Annotated in this window: 21 protein-coding genes; 13 read left to right on the top strand and 8 right to left on the bottom strand. The window is 68.4% G+C overall.

Annotated elements, in window-relative coordinates:
- Window positions 1-53: 53 nt before the first annotated feature.
- The 3 genes from J2Y70_RS09930 (at window position 54) to J2Y70_RS09920 (ending at window position 5,074) form a co-directional block, all read left to right on the top strand.
- A complete protein-coding gene (locus J2Y70_RS09930; RefSeq protein WP_309916650.1) occupies window positions 54-1,559 on the top strand; it encodes a leucyl aminopeptidase in 1,506 nt (501 codons plus the stop codon).
- Window positions 1,560-1,693: 134 nt separating this feature from the next.
- Complete coding sequence (locus J2Y70_RS09925; RefSeq protein ID WP_309917059.1) at window positions 1,694-2,119, top strand: DNA polymerase III subunit chi; 426 nt, start codon at window positions 1,694-1,696, stop codon at window positions 2,117-2,119.
- Window positions 2,120-2,227: 108 nt separating this feature from the next.
- Window positions 2,228-5,074 (top strand): valine--tRNA ligase, encoded by a 2,847-nt coding sequence (locus J2Y70_RS09920; RefSeq protein WP_309916647.1) that lies wholly within the window; start codon window positions 2,228-2,230, stop codon window positions 5,072-5,074.
- A 229-nt stretch (window positions 5,075-5,303) separates the two neighbouring features.
- Here the strand turns inward: J2Y70_RS09920 and J2Y70_RS09915 are convergent, their stop codons facing one another.
- The 4 genes from J2Y70_RS09915 to pssA all read right to left on the bottom strand — a co-directional run bounded on the left by J2Y70_RS09915 (window position 5,304) and on the right by pssA (window position 8,824).
- Window positions 5,304-6,458: a pectate lyase gene (locus tag J2Y70_RS09915; RefSeq protein WP_309916644.1), complete on the bottom strand. Its 1,155-nt coding sequence runs from the start codon at window positions 6,456-6,458 to the stop codon at window positions 5,304-5,306.
- A 574-nt stretch (window positions 6,459-7,032) separates the two neighbouring features.
- Window positions 7,033-7,527 (bottom strand): ribosomal protein S18-alanine N-acetyltransferase, encoded by a 495-nt coding sequence (gene rimI, locus J2Y70_RS09910; RefSeq protein WP_263397187.1) that lies wholly within the window; start codon window positions 7,525-7,527, stop codon window positions 7,033-7,035.
- Window positions 7,524-8,039, bottom strand: coding sequence for a hypothetical protein (locus tag J2Y70_RS09905; protein ID WP_309917056.1), 516 nt, complete (start codon window positions 8,037-8,039; stop codon window positions 7,524-7,526). The genes rimI and J2Y70_RS09905 overlap by 4 nt, the downstream gene beginning before the upstream one ends.
- A gap of 8 nt (window positions 8,040-8,047) precedes the next feature.
- A complete protein-coding gene (gene pssA / locus J2Y70_RS09900; RefSeq protein ID WP_263397186.1) occupies window positions 8,048-8,824 on the bottom strand; it encodes a CDP-diacylglycerol--serine O-phosphatidyltransferase in 777 nt (258 codons plus the stop codon).
- Window positions 8,825-8,899: 75 nt separating this feature from the next.
- Between pssA and J2Y70_RS09895 the strand changes: the two genes are divergently transcribed.
- The 3 genes from J2Y70_RS09895 to J2Y70_RS09885 all read left to right on the top strand — a co-directional run bounded on the left by J2Y70_RS09895 (window position 8,900) and on the right by J2Y70_RS09885 (window position 11,834).
- Window positions 8,900-9,295 (top strand): DUF4124 domain-containing protein, encoded by a 396-nt coding sequence (locus J2Y70_RS09895; protein WP_263397185.1) that lies wholly within the window; start codon window positions 8,900-8,902, stop codon window positions 9,293-9,295.
- A gap of 100 nt (window positions 9,296-9,395) precedes the next feature.
- Entirely contained in the window at window positions 9,396-11,090 is a 1,695-nt protein-coding gene (locus J2Y70_RS09890) for a proline--tRNA ligase (RefSeq protein ID WP_309916639.1), read from the top strand.
- A 279-nt stretch (window positions 11,091-11,369) separates the two neighbouring features.
- Window positions 11,370-11,834, top strand: coding sequence for an H-NS histone family protein (locus J2Y70_RS09885; RefSeq protein ID WP_309916636.1), 465 nt, complete (start codon window positions 11,370-11,372; stop codon window positions 11,832-11,834).
- A 73-nt stretch (window positions 11,835-11,907) separates the two neighbouring features.
- Here J2Y70_RS09885 and J2Y70_RS09880 read toward each other — a convergent pair whose 3' ends face one another.
- Window positions 11,908-13,167, bottom strand: a complete 1,260-nt coding sequence (locus J2Y70_RS09880; RefSeq protein WP_263397182.1) for a threonine/serine exporter ThrE family protein — start codon at window positions 13,165-13,167, stop codon at window positions 11,908-11,910.
- Window positions 13,168-13,274: 107 nt separating this feature from the next.
- Between J2Y70_RS09880 and J2Y70_RS09875 the strand changes: the two genes are divergently transcribed.
- The 4 genes from J2Y70_RS09875 to J2Y70_RS09860 all read left to right on the top strand — a co-directional run bounded on the left by J2Y70_RS09875 (window position 13,275) and on the right by J2Y70_RS09860 (window position 16,880).
- On the top strand, window positions 13,275-14,387 hold the full coding sequence (locus tag J2Y70_RS09875; protein WP_263397181.1) for an ABC transporter permease: 1,113 nt from the start codon (window positions 13,275-13,277) through the stop codon (window positions 14,385-14,387).
- A 79-nt stretch (window positions 14,388-14,466) separates the two neighbouring features.
- Window positions 14,467-15,288 carry an ABC transporter ATP-binding protein gene (locus J2Y70_RS09870; RefSeq protein WP_309916630.1) on the top strand — a complete coding sequence of 274 codons (822 nt, stop codon included), beginning with the start codon at window positions 14,467-14,469 and terminating at the stop codon, window positions 15,286-15,288.
- Window positions 15,289-15,291: 3 nt separating this feature from the next.
- Window positions 15,292-16,218, top strand: a complete 927-nt coding sequence (locus tag J2Y70_RS09865) for an MlaD family protein (protein ID WP_263397179.1) — start codon at window positions 15,292-15,294, stop codon at window positions 16,216-16,218.
- Entirely contained in the window at window positions 16,215-16,880 is a 666-nt protein-coding gene (locus tag J2Y70_RS09860; protein WP_309916622.1) for an ABC-type transport auxiliary lipoprotein family protein, read from the top strand. The genes J2Y70_RS09865 and J2Y70_RS09860 overlap by 4 nt, the downstream gene beginning before the upstream one ends.
- A 496-nt stretch (window positions 16,881-17,376) precedes the next feature.
- Here the strand turns inward: J2Y70_RS09860 and J2Y70_RS09855 are convergent, their stop codons facing one another.
- The gene (locus tag J2Y70_RS09855; RefSeq protein ID WP_309916619.1) at window positions 17,377-17,958 is read right to left on the bottom strand and encodes an alpha-ketoglutarate-dependent dioxygenase AlkB; all 582 of its coding nucleotides are present in this window, start codon (window positions 17,956-17,958) and stop codon (window positions 17,377-17,379) included.
- A 113-nt stretch (window positions 17,959-18,071) separates the two neighbouring features.
- Here J2Y70_RS09855 and J2Y70_RS09850 point away from each other — a divergent pair, with 113 nt between their 5' ends.
- On the top strand, window positions 18,072-19,715 hold the full coding sequence (locus J2Y70_RS09850; RefSeq protein ID WP_309916616.1) for an electron transfer flavoprotein-ubiquinone oxidoreductase: 1,644 nt from the start codon (window positions 18,072-18,074) through the stop codon (window positions 19,713-19,715).
- A 7-nt stretch (window positions 19,716-19,722) separates the two neighbouring features.
- Window positions 19,723-21,798, top strand: coding sequence for a glycoside hydrolase family 99-like domain-containing protein (locus J2Y70_RS09845; protein WP_309917053.1), 2,076 nt, complete (start codon window positions 19,723-19,725; stop codon window positions 21,796-21,798).
- Between the two features lie 19 nt (window positions 21,799-21,817).
- Here the strand turns inward: J2Y70_RS09845 and J2Y70_RS09840 are convergent, their stop codons facing one another.
- Window positions 21,818-22,447 (bottom strand): CoA transferase subunit B, encoded by a 630-nt coding sequence (locus J2Y70_RS09840; protein ID WP_309916613.1) that lies wholly within the window; start codon window positions 22,445-22,447, stop codon window positions 21,818-21,820.
- Window position 22,448: 1 nt separating this feature from the next.
- On the bottom strand, window positions 22,449-23,186 hold the full coding sequence (locus J2Y70_RS09835; protein ID WP_263397172.1) for a CoA transferase subunit A: 738 nt from the start codon (window positions 23,184-23,186) through the stop codon (window positions 22,449-22,451).
- 134 nt (window positions 23,187-23,320) lie between these two features.
- Between J2Y70_RS09835 and J2Y70_RS09830 the strand changes: the two genes are divergently transcribed.
- Window positions 23,321-24,667, top strand: coding sequence for a phosphomannomutase (locus J2Y70_RS09830; protein WP_309916610.1), 1,347 nt, complete (start codon window positions 23,321-23,323; stop codon window positions 24,665-24,667).
- Window positions 24,668-24,671 lie beyond the last annotated feature (4 nt).

Below are 24,671 nucleotides of genomic sequence, written 5' to 3'. Positions count from 1 at the left end.
GGCTGGACGTAAACAGCCCGCGATTGTACGGATTTGCCAACGGAATCTGATCAATGGCCCTGGAATTCACCCTGAACCACGACGCCCCGGCTACCGCGGCGTTCGATTGCATCGTCGTCGGCGTGTTCGCCGACAAGCGCCTGTCGCCTGCCGCCCAGGCCCTGGATGCGGCCAGCGGCGGACGCCTGACGGCCCTGGCCGGCCGCGGCGACGTCAGCGGCAAGACCGGCGCCACCGCGCTGCTGCACGACCTGCCGGGGGTGAGCGCGCCGCGCGTGCTGGTGGTCGGCCTGGGCGAGGCCGCCAAGTTCGGCGTGCCGCAGTACCTGAAGGCGGTCGGCGACGCGGCGCGCGCGCTGAAGAGCGGGCCGGCGGCCAAGGCGCTGTTCACCCTGTCCGAGCTGGAGGTCAAGGGCCGCGACCAGGCCTGGGCGATCCGCCAGGCGGTGATCGCCAGCGACCACGCCTGCTACCGCTATACCGCCACGCTGGGCAAGAAGAAGCCCGACGACAGCGGCCTGGCCAGCCTCGCCGTGCTCGGCGAGGACGCCACCGCGCTGGCCCAGGGCCAGGCCATCGCCGCCGGCGTGAAATTCGCCCGCGAGCTCGGCAACCTGCCGCCGAACCTGTGCACCCCGGCCTACCTGGCCGAGACCGCCGCGGCCTTCGCCCACGGCATCGACGGCGCCGAGGCCGAGATCCTGGACGAAACGCAGATGCAGGAACTGGGCATGGGCTCGCTGCTGGCGGTGGCGCGCGGCTCGGCCAACCGCCCGCGGCTGCTGGTGCTGAAGTGGAACGGCGGCGGCGACGCCAAGCCCTACGTGCTGGTTGGCAAGGGCATCACCTTCGATACCGGCGGCGTCAACCTGAAGACCCAGGGCGGTATCGAAGAGATGAAGTACGACATGTGCGGCGGCGCCAACGTCATCGGCACCTTCGTCGCCGCGGCAACCGCGCGCCTGCCGCTGAACCTGGTGGTGGTGGTGCCGGCGGTGGAGAACGCGATCGACGGCGACGCCTACCGCCCGTCCGACGTGATCACCAGCATGTCCGGCAAGACCATCGAGGTCGGCAACACCGACGCCGAAGGCCGCCTGATCCTGTGCGACGCGCTGACCTACGCCGAACGCTTCAACCCCGAGGCGCTGATCGACGTGGCGACCCTGACCGGCGCCTGCATGGTCGCCCTCGGCCACCAGACCGCCGGCCTGATGAGCAAGCACGACGACCTGGCCGAGGAACTACTGGCCGCCGGCGAGCACGTGTTCGACCGCGCCTGGCGCCTGCCGCTGTGGGACGAATACCAGGGCCTGCTCGATTCCAGCTTCGCCGACGTCTACAACATCGGCGGCCGCTGGGCCGGCGCGATCACCGCCGGCTGCTTCCTGTCGCGCTTCACCGAAGGCCAGCGCTGGGCGCACCTGGACATCGCCGGCGTCGCCAGCGACGAAGGCAAGCGCGGCATGGCCACGGGCCGGCCGGTGGGGTTGTTGAGTCAGTGGTTGCTGGATCGGGCCAGTGTCGGGACCGGGGACCAGGGACCGGGGACCAGGTAAGACGCCGGCATGTCCATGCACCCAGCCCACATGCTCGCCTTAGCCCGCTGCCCGTGCATCGGCCGCGCCCGTAGGCGCCCCGGTTCCCGGCCGCTTTTCCCGGGTCCCCGGTCCCCGGTCCCCGGTCCCCACACCTGATGCGCGCCGACTTCTACCTGATCGCCAAGCCGCGGTTCCTCACCGAGCCGCTGCGGCTGGTCTGCGAGCTGGCGCGCAAGGCCAACGACGCCAATCTGTGGACGCTGGTGCTGGCGCGCGACCAGGCGCAGGCCGAGGAACTGGACGAGCTGTTGTGGGCGTTCGACCCCGATGCCTATATCCCGCACCAGATCGCCGGCGACGATGTCGACGAGGAAGAGGCGCAGGTGCTGATCGCCCCGCCCGGGGTGGAGGCGCCCTCGCGCCCGCTGGTGATCAACCTGCGCGACGACGCCTACCTCGGCGCCTGCGAGCGCGTGCTGGAAGTGGTGCCGGCCGACCCGGCCGCGCGCGAGCCGCTGCGCGAGCGCTGGAAACAGTACAAGGCGCTGGGCTTCGAGGTCAGCAAGTACGACATGTGATGGAGCCGGGAGTGGGGATTGAGGATTCGGGATGGATTCCCACTCTTCCTCCACCGGCACCATCCCCGCGCCCCATCCCCAATCCCGAATAACGAATCCCGGCTTCCCATGACCACCCTCGCCTCCAGCTACGACCCCAAATCCTTCGAAGCGCGCCTGTATGCGGCGTGGGAGCAGGCCGGTTACTTCAAACCGTCCGGCCAGGGCGAGCCGTACACGGTGCTGCTGCCGCCGCCGAACGTGACCGGCACGCTGCACATGGGCCACGCCTTCCAGCAGACGCTGATGGACGCGCTGGTGCGCTACCACCGCATGCGCGGCTTCGACACGCTGTGGCAGGTCGGCAGCGACCACGCCGGCATCGCCACCGAGATGGTGGTGTCGCGCAACCTGGCGCTGGAAGGCAAGGGCGAGACCCGCGATTCGCTGGGGCGCGAGGGCTTCATCGCCAAGGTGTGGGAGTGGAAGGCGCAGTCGGGCGACACCATCGAGCGGCAGATGCGCCGCCTGGGCACCTCCAGCGACTGGTCGCGCAGCACCTTCACCATGGATCCGCAGCCGTCGGCGGCGGTGGTCGAAGCGTTCGTGCGCTGGCACGAGCAGGGCCTGATCTACCGCGGCCAGCGCCTGGTCAACTGGGACCCGGTGCTGAAGACCGCGATCTCCGACCTGGAAGTGGAGAACGTCGAGGAAGACGGCTTCCTGTGGTCGATCGCCTACGCGCTCGAGGACGGCGCCAGCTACGAACACGTCGAGCACGACGCCGATGGCAACGAAACCTTGCGCGAGACCCGCGACTATCTGGTCGTGGCCACCACGCGCCCGGAAACCATGCTCGGCGACACCGCGGTGATGGTGCATCCGGACGATGCGCGCTACGCGCACCTTATCGGCAAGACGGTGACGCTGCCGCTGACCGGGCGCCGGATCCCGGTGATCGGCGACGACTACGTGGACCGCGCGTTCGGCACCGGCGTGGTCAAGGTCACCCCGGCGCACGATTTCAACGATTACCAGGTCGGCGTGCGCCACGGCCTGCCGATGATCAACCTGTTCACCCCGACCGCGGCGGTCAACGACAACGCGCCGGAGAAGTACCGCGGCCTGGACCGCTACGACGCGCGCAAGGCGGTGCTGGAAGAACTCGAGGACCTCGGCATCCTGGTCGAGACCAAGCCGCACAAGCTGCAGGTGCCGCGCGGCGACCGCACCGGCCAGGTGATCGAGCCCTACCTCACCGACCAGTGGTTCGTGAAGATGGACGCGCTGGCCAAGCGCGGCCTGGAGCTGGTCGAATCGGGCCAGGTGAAGTTCGTGCCGCCGAACTGGATCAACACCTATCGCCACTGGATGGAGAACATCCAGGATTGGTGCATCAGCCGCCAGCTGTGGTGGGGCCACCGCATTCCGGCGTGGTTCGACGACGCCGGCACCTGCTACGTCGGCCGCGACGAGGCCGAGGCGCGCGCGAAGAATGGCCTCGGCGCCGATGTCGCCCTGCACCAGGACAGCGACGTGCTGGAGACCTGGTTCTCCGCGCAGCTGTGGCCATTCTCGACGATGGGTTGGCCCGATCCGCAGGCGATGGCCGAGCGCGGCTTCGATCGCTACCTGCCGTCGAGCGTGTTGGTCACCGGCTTCGACATCATCTTCTTCTGGGTGGCGCGGATGATCATGGCCACCGACAGCTTCGTCGGCCAGGTGCCGTTCCGCGACGTGTACATCACCGGCCTGATCCGCGACAAGGACGGGCAGAAGATGTCCAAGTCCAAGGGCAACGTGCTCGACCCGCTGGACATCATCGACGGCATCAGCATCGAGGACCTGGTCGCCAAGCGCACCACCGGGCTGATGCAGCCGCGCATGGCCGAGAAGATCGAGAAGGCCACGCGCAAGGAATTCCCCGAGGGCATCATCGCCCACGGCGCAGACGCGCTGCGCTTCACCATCGCCGCGCTGGCCAGCCACGGCCGCGACATCAAGTTCGACCTGGGCCGCGCCGAGGGCTACAAGAACTTCTGCAACAAGCTGTGGAATGCCAGCCGGTTCGTGCTGATGAACACGCAAGCGCGGGACTCGGGACTCGGGACTCGGGACTCGGCACGGCTCGTGCCGGCAACCGATGCGGAGAAGTGGATCCTGGTGCGGCTGGACAAGGTCGCTGCCGAGGCGCAGGCGCACTTCGCCGCCTACCGTTTCGACCTGCTCGCGCAGTCGCTGTACGAGTTCGCCTGGAACGAGTTCTGCGACTGGTTCCTGGAGCTGACCAAGCCGGCCTTGAACGGCGACGACGCCGTCGCCGCCGACAGCACCCGCCATACCCTGCTGCAGGTGCTGGAGACGCTGCTGCGCCTGCTGCATCCGCTGACCCCGTTCGTCACCGAGGAACTGTGGCAGCAGGTGGCGCCGCGCCTGGGCATCGCCGCGCCGACCATCTCGCTGCAGCCGTATCCGCGCGCCGGCGACCTGGACGTATCGGCCTACGCCGGCGCCGAGGCCGACATCGAATGGCTCAAGGCCATGGTCTCGGCGCTGCGCCGGGTGCGCAGCGAACTCAACGTGCCGCCATCCAAGCTGGTGCCGCTGCTGCTGCAGGGCGGCCTGGCCGACGACCGCGCGCGCGTCGCGCGTTTCGCCTCGCAGCTGTCGTTCCTGCTGCGGCTGGAGTCGATCCAGTGGCTGGAACCGGCGCAGGACACGCCGCCGGCGGCCGCGGCGATCGTCGGCGAGCTGCGGCTGCTGGTGCCGCTGCAGGGGCTGGTCGACCTGGATGCCGAGCGCACGCGCCTGGACAAGGAGATCGCGCGGGTCGGCGCCGAGCAGGACAAGAGCGCGGCCAAGCTGGAGAAGTTCACCGACAAGGTGCCGGCGGCGGTGGTCGAGCAGGAGCGGCAGCGCCTGGCCGACTGGACGGCGCAGCTCACCGGCCTGCGCGAGCAGCGCGCCAAGCTGTAGGTGTGCGGCTGTCGCTGCCGGCGAGCGCGCCGGCAGCGCGACATGCGGTGACCCGCGCGTGCTTCCCAGCAACCCGCTTGCACCCTGTAGGAGCGGCTTCAGCCGCGACAGGCATTACCGGGAAAGCCCAGGTCGCGGCTGAAGCCGCTCCTACAGTGGCAATGACTGTCTGCAATCGAAGCCGCACGCGCACCGCTGCCCGGCATGCCGGACAGCGGCGTCGCCTCCCTCAGAGCTTGCCGGCGCCGGCCTTGGCCTTGACGTCGTTCGCCACCTGGTTCGCCGGCAGCAGCGAATAGGTGTACGGCGGCGTCCAGCCGATGCTGTTATTCCACGAGCAGGTCAGCGCCTGGCCGTTGAGCAGCGAGCCGAAATCGCGGTACACGCTGCCGCCATAGTTGGCGGCGATCTTGTCGCAGCCGCTGACGCCGGCGATGTCGAAGGCGTTGTTCTCGGAGAAGATCTTCGACTCCTTGCCCACGCCGTGCGCGTGCGAGAACTTGTACACCGGATGGCTGGTGCTGCCCACGTGGTAGTTGTTGTACAGGTGCACCTGGCCGAAGCGCACCCGCGGCGCGCGCGCGGAGATGTTCTCGAACAGGGTGTTGTGGATGGTCACCTTCAGCTTGCCGCTGTCGGTGCTGGAGGCGCTGTCGCTGGAGCCGATCAGGTTGTTCTTCTCGTGCGACTTGAACGCCGAATACGAGATGGTCACGTAGTTGGCGCCCTTCTTCACGTCCAGCGCGCCGTCGTGGTGCTGCTTGGGGCGGCCGTTGGCGGTGCCGTTCTGGTCGTCGGTGCGGCGCCCGTCGGTGAAGGTGACGTGGTCCACCCACACGTTGCTGGCGCCCTCGATGGTCAGGCCGTCGTATTCGGCATTCCAGTTGCCGGCGCTGCCGTCGTCCGGGTCCCACACCGGCTGCGGATCCCACGGGTTCTCGATGGTGAGGTTGCGGATGATCACGTCGTTGGCCTTGACGTACAGATAGCCCTCGCGGATCTGCGCATTGCTGCCGACGCCGATCAGCGTGGTCTTGGTGGGCACGTCCAGGCGCGCGCGGCTCTTCATGTCCGCGGTGGTGGCGTACGGCGTGCCTTCGCTGATGTCGATGATGCCGCTGATCTTGATGATGCGGCCGTTGCTGCCGACGCTGGCCTTCAGCGCGGCCTTCAATTGCGCGGCGGTGCTGACGCTGTAGACGTTGGCCGCCGCGGCCTTGGAGCCGCCCTTGGTGCCGCCGTTCTGCGTCGCCCAGCCGGTACTGGCGACTTCCAGGCTGGCATCGGCATAGGCGCTGCCGGTCGCGCCCGCCAGACAGACGGCGAGCGCGAGCGCCTGGGTGAGCGTGCGCGGAGACGCTGCGTTGAGAGACTGTGTCTTCATCCTGGGACCTCATAAGCATGGGTGGAGTCGGCGCAGGCGCGGCGCGTTCCGCAGCGCGGAAAACGCAAACAACGCGTGCGCATTCGCTGTCCCTTCGGACAACTGCGCCTCATGCCATCGAACCAGGCAGCGCCGAAGAGGCGCGCACTGTAGGGAGGGCATTCGGCTTGGGAAGAGACAAATGCGGTACGCGCAGATCCAGCGCTGCGATATGGGGATGGCATCTAACAAAACGCGCTCGCGAAGCGGTGCGTCTGCCCGCTACCGCTGCGGGACAACAACGCTGTCCCGACGACAAGTCGCGACATTGCGCAGACGCGCAGCGCGGCCAGGAAAACCCCTGGAAAAAAGCGGTGCCCGCGCCACCGGCGGTGCGCCGGCATGCAACGTCTGCGTCGCGAGACGGCGGCGACGGGATGCCCGAGCACCCCTGCCCGCCAGCGCGTGCGCAGCGCGCGGCGGGCGCACGCACGCTGCACCCTGCAAACATTTCATCGAGTAGGGAAAACAACGCGCCGCGGAACCGCGGTGCAAAAGCAGCATGCCGGCGCGGTGCCGGGAACGCCGTCGCGCGCTACGACATGCCTTCGAAGAACAGCTCGATCGCCATCACCAGCGCGTCCTCGCGGCCGTTGGCCGCCGGGTAGTAGCGCGGGCGGCGGCCGATCTCGTTGAAGCCTTCGCTGTGGTACAGCGCGATCGCGCTGGGATTGGATGGGCGCACTTCCAGGAACACGCGGCGCGCGCCCAGGTCGGCACCATACTTGATCAGCGCGCGCAGCAGCAGGCGGCCGTAGCCGCGCGACTGCCGTTCCGGCGCGACGCAGACGTTGAGGATGTGCGCCTCGTCGGCGGCGACGCTGATCACGCCGTAGCCGACGATCTGGCCCTGCTCCAGCAGCACCCAGCCCGGGTAGCCGGCCTGCAGGCAGTCGCGGAAGATGCCGCGCGTCCACGGGAACGGATAGGCGCGGCGCTCGATCTCCATCACCGTGTCGAGGTCGGTCTCGCGCAGGCTGCGCAGCGTCGCCGCCGCCGGCGAGGAGGCGGACGAGCCCAACGCACTCATCGCGGCGCCTGCTTGCGCAGTGCGCGCAGCTGCGGCCACAGCGCGCGCTTGGCGGCGGCGTTGCCGCGCAGTTCGGCCAGCGGCCAGGTCGCCATCAGGGTCTGCGTGGCCGGATCGTTCGGATTGCGCCCGGAGGCACGCAACAAGGCGATCTGCAGCCGATCGGGCAAGCGCAGGCCGGCGCGGCGCGCAACCGGTGCGGGCGCCGCGCGTTGCGGCTCGGGATAGGCCGCCGGTGCGACCGGCGCCCGCGCGCGCGGCGACGGCTCCACGGACGTGGGCGCCGCGGCGCGCGCCACATACGCCGGCGCTGCATGCTCGGGCAGCGGCGCGGGCGCGGGCGCGGGCGCATCGGCGGCAGGCGCATCGTGCACCTGCGCCTGCGCTGGCTGCGCGACCACGGCGCCGATATCGGCGTCGGCACCGACATACAGCGTATGCCCCAGCGCCTGCAGCCAGCCATGCTGCTCGGCCGACCACAGCGGCGCGTCGTGGGCGGCCGGGCTGGCCATCGCCTCGCTCACGTCGCGTCCGGCAGCTTGCGCCAGCGCCGCCACAGCCAATGGCAGGGGCCGGACAGGGCGTACAGCACGCCGATCGCCAGCAGCGCGCGTGACAGGTCGATGACCAGCACCGCGATCACCACCGACGCCAGCACCAGCATCAGGAACGGCACGCGGTCGGCGCGCGGGCCTTTCTCGCCGCCGCCCTTGAAGCTCCAGAAGCGGATGCGGCTGACCATCAACAGCGCCGCGACCACGGTCAGGCCCAGCGCCACGTAGCGCAACTGTTCGCCGTCCCAGCCGAGGTTGCCGTCGGCGAACGCCCATACGAAGGCCATCATCAGCCCCGCCGCGGCCGGGCTGGCCAGGCCCACGAACCAGCGCTTGTCGACGGTGCCGACCTGGGTGTTGAAGCGCGCCAGGCGCAGCGCGGCGCAGGCCGCGTAGAGGAACGCCACCGACCAGCCGACCCGGCCCATCACGCTGCCGTCGAACTTCAGCGCCGACAGCGACCAGTGGTACATCACCAGCGCCGGGGCCATGCCGAAGCTGACCAGGTCGGCCAGCGAGTCGTACTGCACGCCGAATTCGCTGCTGGTGCCGGTCAGCCGCGCCACCCGCCCGTCCAGCCCGTCCATCACCGCGGCGACGAATACCGCCACGCTGGCGTGCACGAACTGGCCGTTGGCGGCGGCGATGATGGCGTAGAAACCGGAGAACAGGCCGGCGGTGGTGAACAGGTTCGGCAGCAGATAGATGGTGCGCGAACGGGGTGGCGGTCGGGATGGGTCCATCCCGGCAGTTTAATCGACTTGCCAGGCCCGTCGGCGGGTGCTGCAATCGGCGCTGGCCCCGCCCTGGAGAACGTGATGCGCGCCCTGACCCGGCTTTGCTGCCTGTCCCTGCTCGCCGCCGCCAGCGGCGTGGCCGGCGCCGCCACCCTGTACCAATGGAAGGACGCGCAGGGCGTCACCCACTATTCGGAAAGCCCGCCGCCGGGCGGCAAGTACCAGGCGCGGCGGGTCGACGGCCACGGCGGCGCCCCGGCCGAGGCCACCGAGGCCGCCGCCCCGGCCGAGAACGCCAACTGCCTGAGCGCGCGCAAGAACCTGGACATCCTCGGCAAACCGGGCAAGGTGATGACCGATCGCGACGGCGACGGCAAGCCCGACGCGGAGTTGGACGAGGCGCAGCGCGAGGCGCAGAAGGGCCTGGCCGAGGCCGCGATCAAGGCCTATTGCGCGCCGCCGCCCGCCGCGGAATGAGCGCGCGCGGCCGGCGCGGACCCGGCGCGGGCCGCCGCGCATCCCCGCAGCGCCGGCAATGACTGGCAAAATAGGCGCCCGCCGTCAACGAAGCCCCTCGATGCGCCTTTCCCAGTTCCACCTGCACACCACCAAGGAAACCCCGGCCGACGCCGAACTGGTCAGCCACCGGCTGATGCTGCGCGCCGGCATGATCCGCAAGCTCGCCTCCGGCCTGTACACCTGGTCGCCGCTGGGCCTGCGCGTGCTGCGCAAGGTGGAAGCGGTGGTGCGCGAGGAAATGAACCGCGCCGGCGCCGTGGAAGTGCTGTTCCCGACCATCCAGCCGCGCGAGCTGTGGGAAGCCACCGGGCGCTGGAAGAAGTTCGGCGGGCTGATGCTGCGGATGAAGGACCGCAAGGACCAGGAATACTGCTACAGCCCCACCGCCGAGGAGGCCGCCGCCGATTTCGCGCGCCAGGAGCTGAGCAGCTACAAGCAGCTGCCGGTCAATTTCTACCAGATCCAGACCAAGTTCCGCGACGAGATCCGCCCGCGCTTCGGGGTGATGCGCGCGCGCGAGTTCCTGATGAAGGACGCCTATTCGTTCCACGTCAGCGACGAGGACCTGGCCCGCGAATACGAAAACATGAAGGCCGCCTACAGCCGGATCTTCACCCGCCTGGGCCTGCAGTTCCGCGCGGTGCAGGCCGATTCCGGCGACATCGGCGGCGACGCCTCGCAGGAATTCCACGTGCTGGCCGAGTCCGGCGAGGATTCGCTGGCCTTCTCCACCGGCTCGGACTACGCGGCCAACGTCGAGACCGCGGTCGCCGCCGACCCGGCGCCGCGCGCGGCGGCGCAGGAGGAGCTGCGCAAGGTCGCCACGCCCACCCAGAAGACCTGCGAAGCGGTGGCCGACCTGCTCGGCATCGCGCTGCAGCGCACGGTCAAGTCGGTCGCGGTGATGGCCGGCGACGCCTTCGTGCTGGCGCTGGTGCGCGGCGACCACGCGGTCAACGAGATCAAGCTGGGCAAGGTCGCCGGCCTGGCCGGCTACCGCATGGCCAACGAGGCCGAGATCCGCGCCCACCTCGGCAGCGAGCCGGGCTTCCTCGGCCCGCTCGCTCCGCGCCAGCCGATCCGCGTGGTCGCCGACCGCGACGTGGCGGCGATGGCCGATTTCGTGGTCGGCGCCAACGAGGCCGGCTTCCATCTGGCCGGGGTGAACTGGGGCCGCGACCTGCCCGAGCCGGACGCCGTCGCCGACCTACGCAACGTGGTCGAGGGCGAGCGCGCCCACGACGGCGGCGAGATCCGCCTGGCGCGCGGCATCGAGGTCGGCCACGTGTTCCAGCTCGGGCGCCAGTACGCGCAGGCGCTGGACGCCACCGTGCTGGACGAGAACGGCAAGACCGTGGCGATGGCGATGGGCTGCTACGGCATCGGCATTTCGCGCATCGTCGCCGCGGCGATCGAACAGAACCACGACGAGGCCGGCATCCGCTGGCCGCAGCCGATGGCGCCGTGGTCGGTGGCGGTATGCGTGATCAACCCCAAGCGCGACCCGGCGATCGACGCGGCCGGCGAGGCGTTGCTGGCTGAGCTGCAGCAGGCCGGCCTGGACGCGGCGCTCGACGACCGCGGCCTGCGCGCCGGCGCGATGTTCGCCGATATCGAACTGATCGGCATTCCGCACCGCGTGGTGGTCTCCGAGCGCGGGCTGGCCGCCGGCACCTTCGAATACCGCGCGCGCAGCGGCGGCGAAGCCGAAAACCTGGACCGCGCCGCATTGCTGGCGCGCCTGCAGGGTTAATCGGAAGGGCCGGGAATATATCCCGGCCTTTTTTTGTCCCACTGCCGCTACGACACGGCTTGCACATTTGCTGCGGCAATATGCCCTGCCCGATCGCGGCGGCATGCCGGCTTATTTGACAAGCCGAATCCGGCGCGTATAAGTGTCCCCGCACGCCGGATCCAGCGACGGCCGCGCATATCGAATAAGCGGAATATTTGTCAATCCGATAAAGCGATATTATGATTCCGCTCGAGCCAGGGAATGGCTGTATGCCCTCATCCATTTTCCGGAGTACAGATGACCATCGATCTCAGCGGCCTGTCGGCCAAGCAGTTGGGCGCTCTTATCAAGACTGCCAAGAAACAACAGACCATCGTCGCCAAGCGCACGCCCATCGCAAAGGTCCGCACCCAGCTGGCACGCCTGGCCAAGACCCACGGCTACAGCCTCGACGAGGTCCTCGGTGGCACCGCTCCGGCCAAGCGCGGTCGCAAGGCCGCCGGCAAGCCGGGCCCGAAGCCGGGCCGCAAGCTGGGCAAGGTGCCGCCGAAATACCGTAATCCGGCCAATACCGCGGAAACCTGGACCGGCCGCGGCAAGCAGCCGCGCTGGCTGGCCGAGCAGGTGGGCAAGGGCAAGAAGGTCGAAGATTTCCTGATCGCGGCGCCGGCCAAGTCCGCCGCACCGGCCAAGAAGACCGCCAAGAAGGCGGTCAAGAAAGTCGCCAAGAAAGCCAGCAAGTCCGCCGCATCGAAAAACTGATCCGCAGATTGGCGGATATTCGGAAAACGCCGGCGCGAGCCGGCGTTTTTTATGCGCGCCGCGCAGACCGCGACTATAGATTCTTGCGCGCCGGCACCAGCAGATTGCCGAACAGCAGGCCGGCGACCAGCGCCATCACGATATTGGTCACCGCCAGCAACGCCGACTGCCCGCCGGGCACGTCGTGCTGCTGCACCAGCGTCAGCAACCCGCGCAGGCTGGCGCTGCCCGGCACCAGCATGATGATGCCGGGCAGCCGGATCAGCGCGCCCGGGCGCTGCACCAGCCGGCCGAACAGGTTGCCGGCCGCGGTCAGCGACATCGCCGACAGGAAGATCCCGACCGGGCTGCCCCAGGCCTCGCCGGCGACCCGCGCGATCACGTAGCCGGCCACCGAGGCCGCCATCACCCACGGGTAATCGCGGCCGCTGGCCTTGAACAGCAGCGCGAACGCGTACGCGGCGATCGGCAGCGAGGCCCATTCCACCCACCCCGCCTGCGGCCGCGACGCGTGCACCATCGGCTCCAGGCCCAGCAACTGCGCCAGGGTCACCGCGATCACCGCGCCCACGGTCAGCTTGAGGATGGTGGTCACCGCGCCGGCGAAGCGTGCCGTGCCGGACACCCAGTGCTGGCTGGTGAGCTCGTTGACCGCGTTGGTCAGCGCCATACCCGGCAGCAGCACCACCAGCGAGGCGATGATCACCGAATTGAGGTTCAGCGGCGCCACGCTGGTCGCCACCAGCGCGGCGACCACGCCGGCCAGCAGCGCCGCCAGCGCCTCGTTGGCCTCCTTGGCGGCCGGGCGCTTGTCGGTGAACTGGGTCAGCGCGCCGATCAGCAGGCCGATCGCGGTGGCGGTGGCGATGTCCAGCCACGGCAACCGCCACAGCCCGGCCACGCCGGTCGCGGCCAGGCCGAAGCCGAGGATCTGCATCGCCTTCCAGCGCCGCCCGGGCGGGCGGTCCAGCTGGCGCAGCGCGGTATGCCCCTGGGCCACGCTCATGCGCCCGCTGGCGACGTCGTCGGCGATGCGGTCGGCGACGCTGAGCTTGTGCAGGTCGTTGTCGCCCGGCGCCAGCCGCACCACGCGGGTGATGTCGCTGGAGCCGATCGCCTTGGTCGGGTCGCTGAAGCTGAGGATCAGCCCGGTCGGGTTGGACCAGGGCTCGCAGTCCAAGTCCAGCTGCTGCGACAGCGCCACCACCGCCGCCTCCAGGCGCTGCGCGGTGGTGCCGTAGGTGTGCAGGCGGCCGGCGATCTCGGAGACGAACGCGATCCGTTGCGCATAGGTGGCGGCGGTGGACGGGCTGGCGGTGGGCGCGGCGGGCATGTCGGCTAGTATGGCGCGAACGCCGCGCGCAGCCACCCTGTGCAACATGCCGACGTTGCGGGGCAGGCGAAACAGGTATGCTCGCGCCCGCACGCCCCGGACGCCTCATGATCGAACCGCAACCGCCCACCCTCAGCCAGGACGACCGAGACCCTTCGCGGGTGCGGCTGTCCGGCAGTTGGACGCTGGCCACGGCGCTGGCGTCGTCGGACGTGCTGCGCACGATGCCCTCGGGCACCACCGGCATCGACGCCAGCGGCATCGGCCAGCTGGATTCGGCCGGCGTGCTGCAGCTGATGCGCTACGCCACCCGCAACGGCATCGCCCACGAGGCGCTGACCTTCCGCCACGACCACCAGGCGCTGGTCTGCACCATCGAGGACGTCGCCGACGACCGGCCCAAGCGCAAGCGCGACTACGGCTTCGCCGCGGCGCTGGAACGCCTGGGCTACGCGGTGCACCGCAACGGCAAGGAAATCGTCGCGCTGGTCGGTTTCCTCGGCGAGACCCTGGTCAAGGTGCTGCGCCTGGTGCACGAGCCGCGGCGCTTCCGCCTGACCTCCACCGTGCACCACATGGAACAGGTCGGGCTGGACGCGGTGCCGCTGGTGGCGCTGCTGTCCTACCTGGTCGGCGCGGTGATCGCGTTCCTGGGCTCGACCATCCTGCGCGACTTCGGCGCCGAGATCTACGTGGTGGAGCTGGTCAGCATCGCCTTCCTGCGCGAGTTCGCGGTGCTGCTGACCGCCATCGTGCTGGCCGGGCGCACCGCCAGCGCCTTCACCGCGCAAATCGGCGCGATGAAGGCGCGCGAGGAGGTCGACGCGATCCAGACCCTGGGTTTGGACCCGATGGACCTGCTGGTGATCCCGCGGCTGGTGGCGCTGCTGGTGATGCTGCCGCTGCTGACCTTCGTGGCGATGATCGCCGGCCTGGCCGGCGGCGTCACCGTCGGCGCCTTCGACCTGGGCATCCCGCCGCAGATGTACCTGGCGCGCATGCACGACACCATCCAGCTGCGGCACATGCTGGTGGGGCTGTCGAAGGCGCCGATCTTCGCGATCGTGATCGGCCTGATCGGCTGCCTGGAAGGCCTGCGCGTGGAGGGCACCGCGCAATCGGTCGGCGAGCGCACCACCTCCAGCGTGGTGCAGACGATCTCGCTGGTGATCATCATCGACGCGATCGCTGCGCTGTGGTTCATGAACGTGGGGTGGTGATGGAGCCGGGATTGGAGATTGGGGATTGGGGATTCGTCGAAGCCGGACGCCGCGCGCTGCCTGGCCGGGAGCCATTGCCGTGACCAATCCCCAATCCCCAATCCCCAATCCCGATCCCGAACTGGCGATCTCGGTTCGCGGCCTGCTCAACCGGTTCGGCAGCCAGACCGTGCACGAGGACCTGGACCTGGACGTGCGCCGCGGCGAGATCCTCGGCGTGGTCGGCGGCTCGGGGACCGGCAAGTCGGTACTGATGCGCAGCATCCTCGGCCTGCGCGACCCCGACGCGGGCCACATCCGCGTGCTCGGCGTGGACACCGATTCCAAGCGCCGCGAAGACCGCCTGCACGTGGAGCGCAATACCGGCGTGCTGTTCCAGGACGGCGCGCTGTTCTCCTCGCTGAGCGTGGGCGAGAACGTGCAGGTGCCGCTGAAGGAACACTTCGGCGAGCTGCCCGACAGCTGGCACTACGAACTGGCGCTGCTGAAGGTGAAGCTGGCCGGGTTGCCGGCCGACGCGATCAACAAGCTGCCCTCGCAGCTGTCCGGCGGCATGCGCAAGCGCGCCGGGCTGGCGCGCGCGCTGGCGCTGGATCCGCCGCTGCTGTTCCTGGACGAACCCACCGCCGGGCTGGACCCGATCGGCGCGGCCGCCTTCGACCGCCTGATCCGCACCCTGCAGGAAGCGCTGGGGCTGACCGTGTTCCTCATCACCCACGACCTGGACACCTTGTACGCTATCTGCGACCGCGTGGCGGTGCTGGCCGACCGCAAGGTCATCGCCACCGCGCCGCTGGCCGAGATCGAGCAGGTCGACCACCCCTGGATCCAGGACTATTTCCACGGCCCGCGCGCGCGCGCGGCCCGCGACGCCAAAACCGCCTGGACCGAGAACGCCTGAGCCATGGAAACCAAAGCCAACTACGTCCTGATCGGCGCCTTCACCATCGTGGCCGGGCTCGCCTTGCTGCTGTTCGGGCTGTGGGCCGCCAAGTATTCGTCCGACCGCACCTGGCAGGAGTACCGGGTGGTGTTCCGCGAGGCGGTCACCGGCCTGTCGGTGGGCAGCCCGGTGCAGTACAACGGCATCGCGGTCGGCTCGATCACCGAACTGACCCTGGCGCCGAACGATCCGCGCCAGGTGGTGGCGCGGGTGCGGCTGAACTCGACCACGCCGATCAAGAGCGACACCCGCGCCAAGCTGGGCATCACCAGCCTGACCGGGCCGTCGATCATCCAGCTCTCCGGCGGCACCCCGGAAGCGCCATCGCTGACCTCCATCGACACCAGCGACGCGCCGATCATCCAGACCACGCCGTCGGCGCTGCAGAACATCACCGACACCGCCAACCGCATCGTCGAGCGCCTGGACGAGGTGCTCAGCGACCGCAACGTGGCCAGCATCACCGCCACCCTGCACAACCTGGAAACGATCAGCGGCTCGCTGGCCGACCGCGACGAAGGCATGCAGTCGCTGATCCTCAGCGCGCGCGACGCCGCGCGCAATCTCGACGTGACCCTGAAGACCACCAACGGCACCATCCAGCGCCTGGACCAGAACCTGGTGCAGCAGCTGCCGCCGATCCTGGACAAGCTGGAGAGCACGCTGAGCAAGCTGGATTCGGCCAGCGGCAACGCCGACAAGATCCTTGGCGAGAACCGCTCGGCGATCAACAGCTTCGCCAACGACGGCCTGGGCCAGCTCGGCCCGACCCTGACCGAACTGCGCGGGCTGATCCGCGACCTGCGCCGGGTCAGCGACCGCCTGGACAACAACCCCGCGCGCTACCTGCTCGGCCGCGACGCCCCGAAGGAGTTCGAACCCAAATGAAGCCGACGCGCGCCCTCCTGCTGCTCGCCATCCCGGCCCTGCTGCTGCTCGCCGGTTGCTCCGCGCTGACCGGCGGCAGCAAGGAGCCGGTCACGATCTACGCGCCCGACGTGCGCGTGACCCCGGACCCGTCCTGGCCGCAGGTGACCTGGCAGCTGGCGATCGCCAAGCCCAGCGCCGCGCGCGTGGTCGACAGTTCGCGCATCGCGGTGCGTCCCACCCCGGGCGAACTGCAGGTCTACAGCGGCGTGGGCTGGGCGCAGCCGGCCACCGACATGCTCGAGGACACGCTGGTGCGCGCGTTCGAGGATTCCGGGCGCATCCCCGGCGTGGCCCGGCTCGGCACCGGCATCCGCGCCGACTACAAGTTGCTGCTGGACCTGCGCCGCTTCGAATCCGACTACGCCGGCCGCGACCTGCCCTCGGCCACGATCGAACTCAACGCCAAGCTGCTGTACACCCCCGACCAGCGCGTGGTCGCCTCGCGCACCTTCCTCGCCGCGCAGCCGGCCGCCAGCACCGACAAGGCGCAGGTCGCCGACGCGTTCGGCCAGGCACTGTCGCAGCTGAGCGGCGAAGTGGTCGGCTGGACCCTGCAGCAGGGCCAGGCCGACGCAGCGACCGCCCTGGCGCCGCCGGTCGCGCCAACCCCACGCCGCTGAGCTTGAGCCCCTCTCCCACCGGGAGAGGGGTTGGGGTGAGGGTACGGCGCGAAGCGTCTCGCAGATTGGGGGCACAAGGCTGCGCCGGACCTTCATCCGTCCCTTCGGGGCACCTTCCCCCGAAAAGGGGCCATGGCCCCGACCGGAGAAGGAACAGCCGCGGCGCGCTTAGCCCCTCTCCCCTCGGGAGAGGGGTTGGGGTGAGGGTCGGGCGCGAAGCGTCTCGCGGAGTTTGGGTGCACGAGGCTGCGTCCGTACCCTCATCCGCCCCTGCGGGGCACCTTCTCCCGCAGGGAGAAGGAAACTCAACCTGCGCGGGCTGAGGCGCTGGCTTAAGCCCCTCTCCCACCGGGAGAGGGGTTGGGGTGAGGGTCGGCGCGAAGCGATTCGCGGAGTTTGGGTGCACGAGGCTGCGTCCGTACCCTCCTCCGCCCCTTCGGGGCACCTTCCCCCTAAAAGGGGGCCATGGTCCCGATGGGAGAAGGGGATGCGCCGCTTACGCTGCGGCGATCCTGCGAAACGTCAGATTGATCCGCTCGCCCACCGGCTTTGCAGTCCGCGGCAGCGCGTGCCGATAGAGCCGCTGGGTCTCCCCGCCCATCAACAACAACCCGCCGGCGCTCAGTTCCAGCGCCTGGCGCAGCGTCGGCTGCTGGCGATGGCGCAGCACGAAGCGGCGCGTGGCGCCCAGGCTCAACGAGGCGATCAGTGGGTGCGGGCCGAGTTCCTTCTCGTCGTCGCTGTGCCAGCCCATCGCGTCGCGGCCGTCGCGGTAGCGATTGGCGAGCACGCTGTTGAACGGCACGCCGGTTTCCGCGGCCAGCCGTTCGCGTAACGACCGTAACGCCGGCGGCCACGGATGCGGCGCGAAGCGGGTGCCGGAGTAGCGGTAGCTCGCCTCCTGGTCGCCGATCCAGCAACTCAGCCGCGGCGAATCCACCAGCCGCCCGAACAGGCGGATGCGATGAACCTCCCACTCCACCTCGGCCAGCAACTGCGCGAACAGCGCCGCGGCTTCGGCCGGCGCCAGCCAGCCAGGCAGCCAGCGGACGTCGGCGCCGGGCAGGTCCAGTTGCATCGCGCCACGCTAGCATGCCCTGGCCCACCATACGCCAGCGTCCGGAATTTGCCCCGCCACGCACAAAGCCTGAAAATGCAGACAGCCAGATCGAGCCAACGGGAGCGGACCAGATGACGGAATTGGAGGGCGGCGCCAGCGCGCCGGAGCCAGTGGAACGCGACGTCATGGAATACGACGTGGTCACCGTCGGCGCGGGCCCGGCCGGGCTGGCGTTCGCGATCCGGCTCAAGCAACTCAACCCGGACATTTCGGTCTGCGTGATCGAGAAGGCCAGCGCGGTCGGCGCGCAGATCCTGTCCGGCGCGGTGATCGAACCGGCTCCGCTGGACGCACTGCTGCCCGGCTGGCGCGACAACCCGCCGCCGATCTGCGTGCCGGCCGGCGAGGACGAATTCTGGCACCTGAGCAAGAACGGCGGACGCAAGTTCCCGATCGTGCCGCCGGGCATGCGCAACCACGGCAACTTCATCGTCAGCCTCGGCGCGCTGTGCGCGTGGCTGGCGCCGCAGGCCGAGGCGCTGGGCGTGGAGATCTACCCCGGCTTCGCCGCGGCCGAGACCCTGCATGCCGACGACGGCACCGTGCTCGGCGTGCGCATCGGCGACATGGGCGTGGCCAAGGACGGCGCGCACAAGCCCGGCTACACCCCCGGCATCGACATCCGCGCCAAGGTCACGGTGCTGGCCGAGGGCGCGCGTGGCCACCTGACCAAGCGCCTGATCAAGCGTTTCGCGCTCGACGCCGGGCACGATCCGCAGGCCTTCTCGATCGGCATCAAGGAACTGTGGCAGCTGCCGGAAGGCCGCGTGGTGCCCGGCAAGATCGTGCACACCCTGGGCTGGCCGGCCGACAACGCCACCTATGCCGGCAGTTTCCTGTACCACCTGGACAACAACCAGGTGGCGCTGGGCTACGTCAGCGGCCTGGATTACCACGACCCCGAGTACCGGCCGTGGGAAGCGTTCCAGCAATGGAAGAACCACCCGCTGATGAAGCCGCTGCTGGAAGGCGGCACCATCCTGTCGGCCGGCGCCCGCGCCATCGCCAGCGGCGGCTGGCAGTCGCTGCCGAAGGTGGAGATGCCCGGCGCGCTGCTGATCGGCGACACCGCCGGCCTGCTCAACGTACCCAAGATCAAGGGCACCCACCAGGCGATCCGCAGCGGCATGCTCGCCGCCGAACACCTGGCCGCCGCCGCCGCACTGGATCCGGCGGGTTTCGACGCCAAGCTGCGCGGCTCGGAGGTGATGGCCGAACTGCGCCAGGTGCGCAACATCAAGCCCGGGTTCAAGAAGGGCATGTGGTTCGGCCTGCTCAACGGCGCCTGGGAGACCCTGGTCAAGGGCGCTTCGCCGTGGACGCTGAAGGTGACGGCGGACTGGTCGTCGCTGGACCGGCTCGGCGAGCACGAACAGCCCAAGCGCGGCTACGTGCAGCGCGAACTGGCGCCGCGCGACCGCCTGCAGGGCGTGTACTTCGCCGCCACCGAACACGACGAGGACCAGCCCGTGCACCTGCACGTACTGGACCCGCAGATCTGCGTGACCCGCTGCACCGAGGAATACGGCAACCCCTGCACCCGCTTCTGCCCCGCCGCGGTCTACGAGATCGTCGACGACGCGGCCGGCAAACGCCTGCAGATCAACGCCGCCAACTGCGTGCACTGCAAGACCTGTGACATCAAGGATCCCTACGAGATCATCAACTGGGTCACGCCGGAAGGCGGCTCCGGCCCGAACTACCAGAACCTGTGATTTGCATCTGATGAGCTCTTCCCTTCCCGCACGCTTCCGCTCTGCCGTCTATCGACTATTACGGGCAGGCTTTCGTGCCGCTCCGATTTCCGAAGGTACGCGAGACAGATGGCGGGGCTGGTTCCTGGACAACTATGCAGCATGGACACCGACGCCGCCCAAGGGCCATTTTATCGAAGCAGGCAACATCACCCTACGCCCCCTCTTTCGCAGCGACGAAGCCGCGATTGGGCATGTTTCCCATAGCCTCGGCAACATGCCATCGCCGTTACCTGCCACCTTGATTGCGTTTTATCTTCCGCAATTCCACGCCATTCCGGAAAACGATGCATGGTGGGGCAAAGGATTCACCGAATGGCGAAACGTGAGCCGCGCACTGCCGCAGTTTTATGGCCATATGCAGCCTCGGATTCCAGCGGACTTGGGGTTTTACAACCTTCGCGACGGGGAGGTGATGCGCCAGCAAGCGAAGCTGGCCTCCGAATATGGAATCGGCGCCTTCTGTTTCTACTTCTACTGGTTTGCCGGCAAAACGCTGCTGGAAGAACCTGTGCGCAAATGGCGGGAAGACGCCACAATCAACCTGCCTTACTGCCTATGCTGGGCAAACGAGAATTGGGCTCGCCGATGGGATGGCCGCAACACCGATGTCTTGATCAGCCAGCAACATAGTCCCGAAGACGACCTTGAATTCATCGCGCATATCGGAAGCTATCTGCGCGACACGCGCTATCTGCGCGTGGAAGGAAAGCCCGTCATTTTGGTCTATCGCCCCGCTCTGATGCCGAACCCGAAGGCGACGGCACAGCGATGGCGCGAATGGTGTCTTGCAAACGGCATCGGTGAAATCCACTTGGCGTATGTGCAAGGATTCGAGCGCCCAGACCCACGCGACATCGGTTTCGATGCTGCGGTGGAGTTCCCTCCGAACATGAGCAATCCGCCGTCGATAGCCGCATCGCAGCGGCTCATCAATCCCGATTTTTCCGGGGATGTGCTGGACTGGCGTGAAATGGCCGCCGATCTAGCCACCAGGCCTTTGCCAGACTACACGCTGTATCCCGGTGTCAATCCAGGTTGGGACAACGAACCCCGCCGATCCGGCAAGGGCCGCATCTATCAACACGCTTCGCCAAGAGGGTACGAAGACTGGCTCCATCGAACCATCCACACCAGGCTTGCAACCGCGGCTGACGCGCACCGCTTGGTCTTTATCAACGCGTGGAACGAATGGGCAGAGGGAGCCGTTCTGGAACCAGATGCACGGCTGGGCCATGCATGGCTGGAAGCGACCCGCCGCGCGCTTGGACGAAATCGAACTGCCGACCCCATCCCCTATGTCGTCATTCATGCGTGGTATGTCGATGTTCTGGACGAACTGCTGGCCCAACTGCGTGATGCCGCCTTCGATCACCACCTCATCGTAACCACTCCTCAAAACAACCTCGACGCTGTAAACCGAACTCTCGCGCTCCGCGCGATGACGGCCGAAGTCGTCGTCCACGACAATCATGGTCGCGACATCCTGCCGTTTCTCCGCATTGCGGATCGACTGATCAATGCAGGCGCGTCTTTGGTGCTGAAGCTGCATACCAAACGCTCCACTCACCGTCATGACGGCGATCGCTGGCGGAGAGAGATGGTGAACAGCTTGCTCACGCGCCAGCGCGCCAAAGCGATCATTGAGGCCTTCAACGAACGACCTGAGCTCGGACTGGTAGCCCCGGAAGGTCATATCCAGCCGCTGGCCTACTATTGGGGAGCCAATGAGCAGCTCGTGCGCTCGCTTACGACACGCATGGGACTCGCGCAACCGGACGTAGAGGACACCGTATTCGCTTGCGGCAGCATGTTCTGGATCCGCCTGGACGCGATGCGTCCCCTACTGGATTGCCATCTTCGACCAAGCGAATTCGAAGAGGAGGCCGGGCAAGTGGACGGCACTTTGGCTCACGCTATCGAACGCTTGTTCAGCCTGTCTGTACTCCACCAAGGCTACGCGCTATGCAGCGCAGCATCCGTCGCCGGAGAGCCGGAAACCGCTTCCGGCGACTACAGATACGCGCGCAAAAGTCGATTGTGACGCCTGGACGCATACCGCCTTAGGCTCGGAATGACACGCCGGTCTTGGCCTGCAATTCGGCCTCGTCCACGCCATCGGCCGCCTCCACCAGCACCAGTCCCTCCGCGGTCACGTCGAACACCGCCAGGTCGGTGATGATGCGGTCGACCACCGCCACGCCGGTCAGCGGCAGGTCGCAGTCGGGCAGGATCTTGTGGCTGCCGTCCTTGGCCACGTGCTCCATCAGCACCACCACGCGCTTGACCCCGGCGACCAGGTCCATCGCCCCGCCCATGCCCTTGACCATCTTGCCCGGCACCATCCAGTTGGCCAGGTCGCCGCGCGCGCTGACCTGCATCGCGCCCAGGATCGCCAGGTCGATGTGGCCGCCGCGGATCATCGCGAAGGAATCGTGGCTGCCGAAATAGCTGGCGCCGGCGCGGGCGGTGACGGTCTGCTTGCCGGCGTTGATCAGGTCGGCGTCGACCTCGTCCTCGCTCGGGAACGGGCCGATGCCGAGCAGGCCGTTCTCCGACTGCAGCCACACGTCCACGCCCTCGGGGATGTGGTTGGCGACCAGGGTCGGCAGGCCGATGCCCAGGTTCACGTAGGCGCCGTCGGTGAGTTCGCGGGCGGCGCGCTGCGCCATTTCGTCGCGGGTCCAGGCCATGTCAGGCGTCCTTCTGGCGCAGGGTGCGCTGTTCGATGCGTTTTTCCGGATGCGGATTGTGCACGATGCGGTCGACGTAGATGCCGGGCAGGTGCACCTGGTCCGGATCGATGCTGCCGGTGTCGACGAGCTGCTCGACCTCGGCGATGCAGACCTTGCCGGCCATCGCGCAGGCCGGGTTGAAGTTGCGCGCGGTCTTGCGGAACACCAGGTTGCCGGCGGCGTCGGCCTTCCACGCCTTGATCAGGGCCACGTCGGCGTGCAGCGCGGTCTCCAGCACGTAGTGCTTGCCGTCGAACTCGCGCGTCTCCTTGCCCTCGGCGACGACGGTGCCGTAGCCGGTAGCGGTGAAGAACGCGGGGATACCGGCGCCGCCGGCGCGCAGCCGTTCGGCCAGGGTGCCCTGCGGATTGAACTCCAGCTCCAGCTCGCCGGCCAGGTACTGGCGCTCGAATTCCTTGTTCTCGCCGACATAGGACGAGATCATCTTGCGGATCTGCCGGGTCGCCAGCAGTTGGCCGAGGCCGAAGCCGTCGACGCCGGCATTGTTGGAGATGACCGTGAGCCCGGTCACGGCGCTGTCGCGCAATGCCGCGATCAGCGCCTCGGGGATGCCGCACAGGCCGAAACCGCCGACCGCCAGGGTCTGGCCGTTCGCCACCACGTCGGCCAGCGCCGTGGCCGCATCGGGGAAAAGCTTGCCGCGTCGCCCGGTCGCCCGGGGGGAGGTGTCGCCCATTGGCCCGCATCCGCATTGGAGTAGACAGCTAGTTTAGCCGCTCGCCGACCGTGGCCTACGTCGCACTGCCGCAACGACCGATTAAGGGCTGGAACGTTACACTCCGGTTTCCCCCAAGCCAGGACCCTTCACCTATGCCGCTTCCCGCATTCAAGGCCTACGACATCCGCGGCCGCGTTCCCGACGAACTGAACGAGGACCTGGCCCGCCGTATCGGCGTGGCGCTGGCGGGGCAATTGGAGAGCGGGCCGGTAGTGGTCGGCCACGACGTGCGCCTGGCCAGCCAAGGGCTGCAGGACGCGCTGTCCGCCGGCCTGCGCGCCAGCGGCCGCGAGGTCATCGACATCGGCCTGTGCGGTACCGAGGAAGTGTATTTCCAGACCGATCACCTGAAGGCCGCCGGCGGAGTGATGGTCACCGCCAGCCACAACCCGATGGACTACAACGGCATGAAGCTGGTGCGCGAGAACGCGCGCCCGATCAGCTCCGATACCGGCCTGTTCGCGATCCGCGACACCGTGGCCGCCGACACCGCGCCCGCCGGCGCCCCGACCGCGGCCGAGCACAGCCGTCCGGACAAGAGCGCCTACATCGAGCACCTGCTGAGCTACGTGGACGTGTCCACGCTCAAGCCGCTGAAGCTGGCGGTCAACGCCGGCAACGGCGGCGCCGGCGCCATCGTCGACCTGCTGGCGCCGCACCTGCCGTTCGAGTTCGTGCGCGTGTTCCACGAACCGGACGGCCACTTCCCCAATGGCATCCCGAACCCGCTGCTGCCGGAGAATCGCGAGGCCACGGCCACGGCGGTCAAGCAACACGGCGCCGACTTCGGCATCGCCTGGGACGGCGATTTCGACCGTTGCTTCTTCTTCGACGAGAACGGCCGCTTCATCGAAGGCTATTACCTGGTCGGCCTGCTGGCGCAGGCGATCCTGGCCAAGCAGCCGGGCGGGAAGGTGGTGCACGACCCGCGCCTGACCTGGAACACGATCGAGATGGTGGAGGATTCCGGCGGCGTGCCGGTGCTGTGCAAGAGCGGCCATGCCTTCATCAAGGAGAAGATGCGCAGCGAAAACGCCGTGTACGGCGGCGAGATGAGCGCGCACCACTATTTCCGCGAGTTCGCCTACGCCGACTCGGGCATGATCCCATGGCTGCTGATCGCCGAACTGGTGTCGCAGTCGGGCCGCTCGCTGGCCGACCTGGTCGAGGCGCGCATGCAGAAATTCCCGTGCAGCGGCGAGATCAACTTCAAGGTCGCTGATGCCAAGGCCGCGGTGGCCCGCGTGATGGAGCACTACGCCGCGCAGTCGCCGACGCTGGACTACACCGACGGCGTCAGCGCCGAATTCGCGCAGTGGCGCTTCAACCTGCGCAGTTCCAATACCGAACCGCTGCTGCGCCTGAACGTGGAAACGCGTGGTGATGCGGCGCTGCTGGAACAGCGCACCATTGAAATCTCCAACCTGCTGAAAGCATGATCGG

Origin of the sequence: Xanthomonas sp. 1678 (assembly GCF_031455575.1) — a bacterium.
In the GTDB taxonomy this organism is placed as follows: Bacteria; Pseudomonadota; Gammaproteobacteria; order Xanthomonadales; family Xanthomonadaceae; genus Xanthomonas_A.
Note: the sequence above shows the minus strand (reverse complement) of the source record. Positions and strands in the feature narration are given on the sequence as shown.

Coding starts and splice junctions, on each gene's coding strand:
- rimI (WP_263397187.1), bottom strand. CDS start 7,527: ATGAGTGCGTTGGGCTCGTCCGCCTCCTCGCCGGCGGCGGCGACGCTG.
- J2Y70_RS09915 (WP_309916644.1), bottom strand. CDS start 6,458: ATGAAGACACAGTCTCTCAACGCAGCGTCTCCGCGCACGCTCACCCAG.
- J2Y70_RS09875 (WP_263397181.1), top strand. CDS start 13,275: ATGATCGAACCGCAACCGCCCACCCTCAGCCAGGACGACCGAGACCCT.
- J2Y70_RS09880 (WP_263397182.1), bottom strand. CDS start 13,167: ATGCCCGCCGCGCCCACCGCCAGCCCGTCCACCGCCGCCACCTATGCG.
- J2Y70_RS09840 (WP_309916613.1), bottom strand. CDS start 22,447: ATGGCCTGGACCCGCGACGAAATGGCGCAGCGCGCCGCCCGCGAACTC.
- J2Y70_RS09855 (WP_309916619.1), bottom strand. CDS start 17,958: ATGCAACTGGACCTGCCCGGCGCCGACGTCCGCTGGCTGCCTGGCTGG.
- J2Y70_RS09865 (WP_263397179.1), top strand. CDS start 15,292: ATGGAAACCAAAGCCAACTACGTCCTGATCGGCGCCTTCACCATCGTG.
- J2Y70_RS09895 (WP_263397185.1), top strand. CDS start 8,900: ATGCGCGCCCTGACCCGGCTTTGCTGCCTGTCCCTGCTCGCCGCCGCC.
- J2Y70_RS09930 (WP_309916650.1), top strand. CDS start 54: ATGGCCCTGGAATTCACCCTGAACCACGACGCCCCGGCTACCGCGGCG.
- J2Y70_RS09890 (WP_309916639.1), top strand. CDS start 9,396: ATGCGCCTTTCCCAGTTCCACCTGCACACCACCAAGGAAACCCCGGCC.
- J2Y70_RS09830 (WP_309916610.1), top strand. CDS start 23,321: ATGCCGCTTCCCGCATTCAAGGCCTACGACATCCGCGGCCGCGTTCCC.
- J2Y70_RS09920 (WP_309916647.1), top strand. CDS start 2,228: ATGACCACCCTCGCCTCCAGCTACGACCCCAAATCCTTCGAAGCGCGC.
- J2Y70_RS09860 (WP_309916622.1), top strand. CDS start 16,215: ATGAAGCCGACGCGCGCCCTCCTGCTGCTCGCCATCCCGGCCCTGCTG.
- J2Y70_RS09835 (WP_263397172.1), bottom strand. CDS start 23,186: ATGGGCGACACCTCCCCCCGGGCGACCGGGCGACGCGGCAAGCTTTTC.
- J2Y70_RS09905 (WP_309917056.1), bottom strand. CDS start 8,039: ATGGCCAGCCCGGCCGCCCACGACGCGCCGCTGTGGTCGGCCGAGCAG.
- J2Y70_RS09850 (WP_309916616.1), top strand. CDS start 18,072: ATGACGGAATTGGAGGGCGGCGCCAGCGCGCCGGAGCCAGTGGAACGC.
- J2Y70_RS09885 (WP_309916636.1), top strand. CDS start 11,370: ATGACCATCGATCTCAGCGGCCTGTCGGCCAAGCAGTTGGGCGCTCTT.
- pssA (WP_263397186.1), bottom strand. CDS start 8,824: ATGGACCCATCCCGACCGCCACCCCGTTCGCGCACCATCTATCTGCTG.